This is a genomic window from Sphingomonas sp., from assembly GCF_035317925.1.
GTDB lineage: Bacteria > Pseudomonadota > Alphaproteobacteria > Sphingomonadales > Sphingomonadaceae > Sphingomonas_I.
The window spans coordinates 1-3840 of record NZ_DATHFV010000012.1; the positions used below are offsets into that span (position 1 = coordinate 1).

Genomic DNA, 3840 nt, shown 5'->3' on the forward strand with positions numbered 1-3840 from the left:
TCCGTCGATCAACAAGCGTAGCGGGGCTGGCATTGATGATGCGCGGTGGGCTTCCGATCTTTGCTCGATCCTGAACCGCGTTCGAAAATTCCTGGAGCAGCCGTGACCACACTCGATTGGGACCGCATCGACGCCCTCAAATATCAGGACGAGGCGGAAGCCTGCCGCGCCCTGCTTGCCCGCACCCCGCTATCGCCCGAAGAGCGCCGCGCGATCGAACGCGATGCCGCCGAGATGGTGCGCGTGGCCCGCAAGTCGGCCGAGAAACAGGGCGTGGTCGAAAGCTTCCTCCAGCAATTCTCGCTCGGCACGCGCGAGGGCCTAGCGCTCATGTGCCTCGCCGAAGCCCTGCTGCGCACACCCGATGCCGAGACGCGCGACCGGCTGATCGCCGAGAAGATCGGATCGGCCGACTGGGCGAGCCATCTTGGACAGTCGGACAGCCTGTTCGTCAACGCATCGACCTGGGGGTTGATGCTGACCGGCAAATTGATCGACGTCGACGAGGACGCGAAGAGCGATGTCGGCGGCTGGCTCAAGCGGCTGACCACGCGCGTCGGCGAACCGGTGATCCGCCAGGCGGTCGGCGCGGCGGTCAAGATGATGGGCGAGCAGTTCGTGCTCGGCCGCAACATCGAGGCGGCTTTGGCGCGCGCCAAGCGCGAGGGCTACACCTGCTCGTTCGACATGCTTGGCGAAGGTGCCCGCACCACCGCCGACGCCGAACGCTATGAGGGCATTTACGCGCATGCGATCGAAGCCGTCGGCCGCGCGCGCCAGCCCGGTACCGCGCCCGAGGACGGCCATGGCGTTTCCGTCAAATTGTCCGCGCTCAGCCCGCGCTATGAGGCGGTGCAGGAAGCCCGCGTCTGGACCGAGCTCTATCCGCGCATCAAGCGCCTCGCGCTGATCGCGGCGCGCCACGACCTCAATTTCGCGATCGACGCCGAGGAGGCCGACCGGCTGGTTCTGTCGCTCAAGCTGATCGACCGGCTGGCGCGCGAGCCCGAGCTGGGCGACTGGACCGGGCTCGGCGTCGTGGTGCAGGCCTATCAGAAGCGCGGGCTCGCCGTGATCGAAGCGCTCAAACGGCTCGCCGAGGATAGCGGCCGACGGATCATGGTCCGGCTGGTCAAGGGAGCCTATTGGGACAGCGAGATCAAGAAGGCGCAGGTCGCCGGCCGGCCCGGTTATCCGGTGTTCACGACCAAGCCCGCGACCGATCTGTCCTATCTGGTCTGCGCCGACGCGCTGATTTCCGCCTCCCCCGCCCTCTATCCGCAATTCGCGACGCACAATGCGCACACGCTCGCCGCCGTCCGCCTGATGGCGGCGCGCAAGAATGTCCGGATCGAACACCAGCGCCTGCACGGCATGGGCGAGGCGCTCTACAAGGCGGCAGGCGCGAACCTCGCCGTGCTCCGCGCCTATGCCCCGGTCGGCGGGCATGAGGAATTGCTGCCCTATCTCGTCCGCCGCCTACTCGAGAATGGCGCCAACACCAGCTTCGTCCACGCTTTGCTCAACGAACGCGTGCCGGCCGAGGATGTCGTGCGCGATCCGGTCGCGGCGGTCGAAGCCCGCCCGTTCCCCCATCCGCGCATCCATCTGCCCACTGATATCTACGGCCCGGCGCGCAAGAACCCGTTGGGTCGCGATTATTCGATCGCCGCAACCCGCGACCGCGCCGCGCGCGCAACCAAGGGCATTGCCGCCGAAACGCTGACCGCCGGCCCGATCGTCGGCGGACGGTTGCGCAAGGGCGCGGGCGCGAAGCCTATGCTTAGCCCCGTTGACCACGACATCGTGATCGGCGGCATTTCCGAAGCGACTGTGACCGATATCGACGCCGCCGCCGACCGCGCCGCCAAAGCGCAGCCGGCCTGGGACGGGATTGGCGGCGCGGGCCGGGCGCGCGTGCTGCGCGCGATGGGCGATGCGCTGGAGGCCGACATGGACCGGCTGGTGGCCCTGCTCGCGCGCGAAGGCGGCAAGACGCTCAATGACGGCGTCGCCGAAGTGCGCGAGGCGGTCGATTTCTGTCGTTATTATGCGAGCCTGGCCGAGAAGCAGTTCAGCGGACTGGAAACGCTGCCGGGCCCGGTCGGCGAGACCAATCAGCTCGAACTGCGCGGGCGCGGCGTCTTCGCCTGCATCTCCCCTTGGAATTTCCCGCTCGCCATTTTCACCGGCCAGATCGCCGCAGCCCTCGCGGCAGGAAATGCCGTGCTCGCCAAGCCGGCCGAACAGACGCCGTTCGTCGCCGCCGAAGCGGTGCGGCTGTTCCACAAAGCCGGGCTCGACCCGGATCTGCTGGCGCTGCTGCCAGGCGACGGTGCGACCGTGGGCGCGGCCCTGGTCGCGCATCCCGAGATCGATGGCGTCGCCTTCACCGGCGGCACCGACACGGCGCGTGCGATCAACCGCACGCTCGCCAATCGCGACGGGCCGATCCTGCCCTTCATCGCGGAGACGGGCGGCCTCAACGGCATGTTCGTCGATACGACCGCGCTGCGCGAACAGGTGGTCGACGACGTCATCCAGTCCGCGATCGGCTCGGCCGGCCAGCGTTGTTCGGCGCTGCGCGTCCTGTTCGTGCCAAAGGATTCGGCGGACGAGCTGATCGCGACCATCGCCGGCGCGCTCGACACCTTGGTGATCGGCGATCCGGCCAATGCGTCGACCGATATCGGCCCTGTGATCGACGCCGAGGCGCTTGCCAATCTCGAAGCACATGTTGAGCGATTGAAGCGCGAGGCGAAGATCATTTTCCAGCTCGACCCCGGCAAGACGCGCGGCAGCTTCTTCGGCCCGATCATCGCCGAAGTGCCGACGCCCGATTTCCTCGAACGCGAAGTGTTCGGGCCGATCCTGCACGTCTATCGCTACGACCCCGCCGATCTGGAGGATGTCGCGGGCAAGCTCGCGGATCGCGGTTATGGCCTGACACTCGGCGTCCACAGCCGGATCGAACGCTTCGCCCAGGAAATCCGCGCGCTCGTCCCGGCCGGCAATGTCTACGTCAACCGCTCGATCATCGGCGCCGTGGTGGGTGTCCAACCGTTCGGCGGCGAAGGCCTGTCCGGCACCGGCCCCAAGGCCGGCGGGCCTCATTCGCTACTGCGCTACGCGACCGAGCGGGCCTTGTCGGTCAACATCACCGCCCAAGGCGGCGATCCAGCCTTGCTCAACCTCTAGGCTCCTACAGGATCGCGCACGACCCAGGCGCCGCGCCGGCGGAGCACGAACCAGTAATAGGCCGCCGCTGCGACGATCTGCGCGGCGGTCGCGATCATCGCCGGCCGGCCTTCGTCCGGGTCGAGCAGATTGGTGTAAACGACATAAGCAAGCGCCAGCAGGGTGAAGACCGGCGCAAGCGGGAAGAGCGGCATGCGATAATGACCATGCGCGCTGGTGCCGTCGCGCCGCCCGACGATCGCCGCGAGGCTGATCGCGGCATAGGTTACGATCAACCCGCCGCCATTCAGGATCAGCATGAATTTCAGGCTGATGAAGCAGCAGGCGGCGCCGATCGCGCCGACGAGCAGCGTCGCGGCCCATGGGCTCTGCCATTTGGGATGGATCGCGCCGATGAAGATATCGAAGCGCGGCCCCCACACTTGATCGCGCCCGGTGCACCAGAAGAAGCGCGCGCAGGCGAGCACGGTGACGATCGCGGCATTGACGATCGCAATCACCACTACGACCGCGACCACTTGTGAAAACAAGGCGCCGCCACGCAATCTGACGAGTAGTCCGAACGGATCGTCCGCGGCAAACAGGGTTTTCAGGTCCGGGGCGCCGATCAGGACGGCCACGACCGGCACCAATTCGAGCGCC

At 67.2% G+C, this 3840-nt stretch carries 1 protein-coding gene and 1 pseudogene; one reads left to right on the forward strand and one right to left on the reverse strand.

Translation table 11 applies throughout. The annotated features are described in order from the left end of the window. Window positions 1–102 precede the first annotated feature (102 nt). Window positions 103–3198: a bifunctional proline dehydrogenase/L-glutamate gamma-semialdehyde dehydrogenase PutA gene (gene putA / locus VK533_RS00745; RefSeq protein WP_324374043.1), complete on the forward strand. Its 3096-nt coding sequence runs from the start codon at window positions 103–105 to the stop codon at window positions 3196–3198. Here putA and VK533_RS00750 read toward each other — a convergent pair. Further along, window positions 3195–3840, reverse strand: a pseudogene (locus VK533_RS00750) (amino acid permease); the annotation flags it as partial. The gene putA and the pseudogene VK533_RS00750 overlap by 4 nt on opposite strands.